We start from the raw sequence: 3,744 nt of genomic DNA, 5'->3' as shown, positions 1-3,744 counted from the left end.
TTTGTTAATTAATAAAAATATATTATGTTACAAATAAATTATAATTACATTTATAAATAACTAAAATTTGACAAATTATATTTGTTTAGGTATATACTGGAACAATTTTATTTTGTCAATTGGTGCACATTATACAGAATTTTCAACTTTTTTGTCGCACACGCTCTGCGGGCTTCGCCAAAGTTTTTATCCTTCGGATACGCTTCGCGAAAAACGCAATTGATAGAACTTTATATTTTAAATATATGTATTAAATGTATGGTAATACCTGAAATTCGGGCTACACCTTGCCTACGGCACGGACAGGAGTCACAAAAGAAGTGGGGATTGCCGAAGGCACACAGAGCGTGCACTACTGTGTGCTTCGTAGCAAAGCCCCGCAAATATCAAAATTTCAAAAATTTATTTTTTGACAAACTGTATTTGTTTAGGTATATACAAACAAATTTTTATGATTAATAATATTAAAGGATATATAAAAATACTTTCAAAATCACATGTAAATGGATTTCACAAAAAGTCTAATATTATTTAATATAATATCATTTTTCAAACAGACGCTAATTCTCTTCCTATATTTTTTAATTTATCGAGTATATCATCAGAAGGTTTTTCTTTTGCTATTATTGGCTCTATAAATAAAGATATGCCATTATTAATAGCATCTTCTTTCCAATCTCTCATCCATTTTCCATCGCCCCAGCCATAAGAGCCGAATAGAAATATTTTTTTATTTTTTAAATAAGGCTTAACTGTCTCATACATAGGTAAAAACTCTGTATCTTCCAAAGTTTCAGCCCCCATAGCAGGACAGCCAAAAGCTATAGTATCATAACTTTTAGCCTCTTCTATACCAAAATTATAAGACTTAAAAACTTCAACAGAAGCGCCAACACTCTCCGCACCTTCTTTTATAGCCTTAGACATTAATCTAGTATTGCCTGTCTTACTCCATACTACTATAGCTATTTTTTTTGACATAATTTTTCTCTTTAATTATTAATTAGATTTTTTTGCATTTTCTATAGCTTTAGAAAGATCATCTAATAATTTACCAGTATCAATATTTTTTAGAGCATTAGAAATATCTTCTGGTAATTTGTTAGTGTCAATATTTTCTATTGCCTTTGCAGCATCATCTAGTAATTTACTAGTGTCAACATTTTCCATAGCTTTTGCAGCTTCATTTAGTAATTTACTAGTATCAATATTTTCCATAGCTTTTGAAATATCTTCTGATAATTTATTAGTATCAATATTTTCTATGGCCTTTGAAGCATCTTCTAATAATTTATCAGTGTCAATATTTTCTATAGCTTTTGATACATCTTCTAATGCCCCGCCTGCTTTTTTTACACCATCTTTAGCTGCATCTGAAGCATCATCTATTTTTTCATTTATTTTATCAGTTGCCTTATCTATAGCACTTTTATCCTTTCCGCATGAAACAAAAAATAATAATAATAAAAATATGAATAAAGCTAAATAAATATTTTTCATAAATAAAATCCTTATATATTTTTTATAATAAAATTATAATTATTAATGCATATTTGTCAAGATATAGGAGCATTAGATATATAAACATTTATCTTATATTTATTTTTCATTTTTTTTGAATTATATATACTTGTAGCCTTTGCAAGCCTGTCATTAAACTTTTCTACTAAAAAATCTGCATCTTCTACTTTAGGAGCTAATATGACCTCTTTTAATGACTTATTATCAAATATATATAGATAATTTTTGTAAGAGCGTTTCATCTTATCATCAATATGAAGAGGATTACTTCCATATTCTATAAGCTGTATAATACGCATCTCCTGCTCTTCTATAAATGAAGCATCTTTTATCAAATACTGCATATTCATAAGAAGCTGATACGACAATGCCGATTCTTCTGAATTGAAATCTTTTATCACCTTAAACATAGAATAAAATACATATCCTATATTGTTTTTTAATTTATCATAAAATTTACTGCCGTCATTCCAAACATCATATTCTTTATTTAAATTAATAATAAGATTATCATAATCTGATTCGCATGGATTAAATATTATTTCATTTCTTTTGTAATTATAATATAATACAAAATACAAAGGCAAAGTCTGCTCTTCATAAAACTCAATATTAGAATAATTATTTTTATCATAAGAGAATGAAAATAAAATACTAGATCTGCAATTATTGAAAGATGTATCAAAAAAAGATTTATCAAATACTAAACAGCAGCCCGTACCTTCTTTGTTGTCATATTTTCCGTATAATCTGTACATAGTAAGAGAATCTTTACATCTGCTGAATGATGTTTGTAATGCTATAAAATTATTAATGCTTGCATATTTTGAATTGACATTATTATTTCTTAGAAGCTGCATCAATATCTTACCTTCTTTAGGATCATTTGCATTTTTTATGCTTGTCATTCTAAGTTTATTTTTCTTTAAGTATGTATTGTATTTTGAGTTGTCTGCTTTATCGTATCTCTTATCAAATGCCATATCATCGAATACTTCAATACTTGTATAATGAGATATCTCATTAATTTTATCATTATATTTTACTGATACCAAATATAAAAATACATACTGCAGTATCCATAGCTTTTTTAATTTTATTCTGTTTTTAATATCTATATCTCTTACTATAAAATTAAAATACTCTTCTTTTTCTTCTGTCCAAAAACTATCTTCATTTAATATTGTATTAATAATTTTTTCTATGCCTATATATTCTATAAATCTTGATATAATGCTGAATATATTAACACTTTTAGAATCTTTAATATTTAATATAAGAGTTAGAGCATAATCGTACTGCTCTAACCCTATAAGAGCCTCTGATTTCAAAAAATATATTCTGTCGTATATAGTATCATTTTCTATCATGCCTATTTCTATATACTCTATATAATCCTTATTTTTTATGATAGTGTCGCCTTTTGAATTTTTTTCATCTAAAATTGATAAAGACTTATCCAAACATTCTATAGCCTCTTTATATTTTTCTATATTTATAAGAAGACTAGCCTTATTTAAATAAACTACTTCCAGAGACTTATTTATAGCTACTGCTTTATCATATGCCTCAAATGCTTCTTCTATTTTACCAATCTTCTCTAATACTATAGCAACATTCAAATATGCATAATCATACCCAAGTTCTGAAGCCTTATTAAAATAATATAAAGCATCTTCATATCGCTCTAGCCTTGAATATATAATGCCTATATTAAAATAAGATATCTCGGATTTATCATTTATTTCCAAAGCCATATTAAATGAATATAAAGCCTCATCAAATGCCATTAGCTTTGCAAGTATTATACCTTTGTTTATAAAAGCCTTTTCATAAAGAGGGTTAATCTCTATAGCCTTACTGTAATAATCTATAGCCTCTTCATATCTATTTAAATAATATAATGTCAATGCTGTTTTATAATAGCTTCTTGCAAAATATCTGTCTTTATAATTGCTTTCTAATACTTCATCATAATTTTCAAAACAGTTTATTATCTTAAAGTATATTCTAAGGGCAGAAGAATATTTCTCCAAATTAAAATAAAATCTTGCCTGAATAAATAGGCTTTCTATTCTGTCTTTCATCATCAGCATAACTCCAATAGGCATTTTATTAAATTATTATACTTGTTTCAAAACTAAATTTATTAATATTTATAAATTTTTATTTAATATTTTTAAATTATAGTTGGGGCTTTGCCCCAAACCCCAGTTCTTTTAT

Annotated in this window: 3 protein-coding genes; all 3 read right to left on the bottom strand. The window is 26.5% G+C overall.

Features of this window, described 5'->3' with window-relative positions; genetic code table 11:
* Positions 1-549: 549 nt before the first annotated feature.
* From Q1X91_RS15045 to Q1X91_RS15035, 3 genes are read right to left on the bottom strand one after another with little or no spacing between them, the layout of a single operon-like run.
* Positions 550-981: a flavodoxin domain-containing protein gene (locus Q1X91_RS15045; RefSeq protein WP_300759339.1), complete on the bottom strand. Its 432-nt coding sequence runs from the start codon at positions 979-981 to the stop codon at positions 550-552.
* An 18-nt stretch (positions 982-999) separates the two neighbouring features.
* A complete protein-coding gene (locus Q1X91_RS15040) occupies positions 1,000-1,500 on the bottom strand; it encodes a hypothetical protein (protein ID WP_300759337.1) in 501 nt (166 codons plus the stop codon).
* A gap of 56 nt (positions 1,501-1,556) precedes the next feature.
* A complete protein-coding gene (locus Q1X91_RS15035) occupies positions 1,557-3,611 on the bottom strand; it encodes a tetratricopeptide repeat protein (RefSeq protein ID WP_300759335.1) in 2,055 nt (684 codons plus the stop codon).
* Positions 3,612-3,744: the final 133 nt, after the last annotated feature.

Origin of the sequence: uncultured Brachyspira sp., assembly GCF_949287625.1 — a bacterium.
Classification (GTDB): domain Bacteria; phylum Spirochaetota; class Brachyspiria; order Brachyspirales; family Brachyspiraceae; genus Brachyspira.
Note: the sequence above shows the minus strand (reverse complement) of the source record. Positions and strands in the feature narration are given on the sequence as shown.

Coding starts and splice junctions, on each gene's coding strand:
- Q1X91_RS15045 (WP_300759339.1), bottom strand. CDS start 981: ATGTCAAAAAAAATAGCTATAGTAGTATGGAGTAAGACAGGCAATACT.
- Q1X91_RS15040 (WP_300759337.1), bottom strand. CDS start 1,500: ATGAAAAATATTTATTTAGCTTTATTCATATTTTTATTATTATTATTT.
- Q1X91_RS15035 (WP_300759335.1), bottom strand. CDS start 3,611: ATGATGAAAGACAGAATAGAAAGCCTATTTATTCAGGCAAGATTTTAT.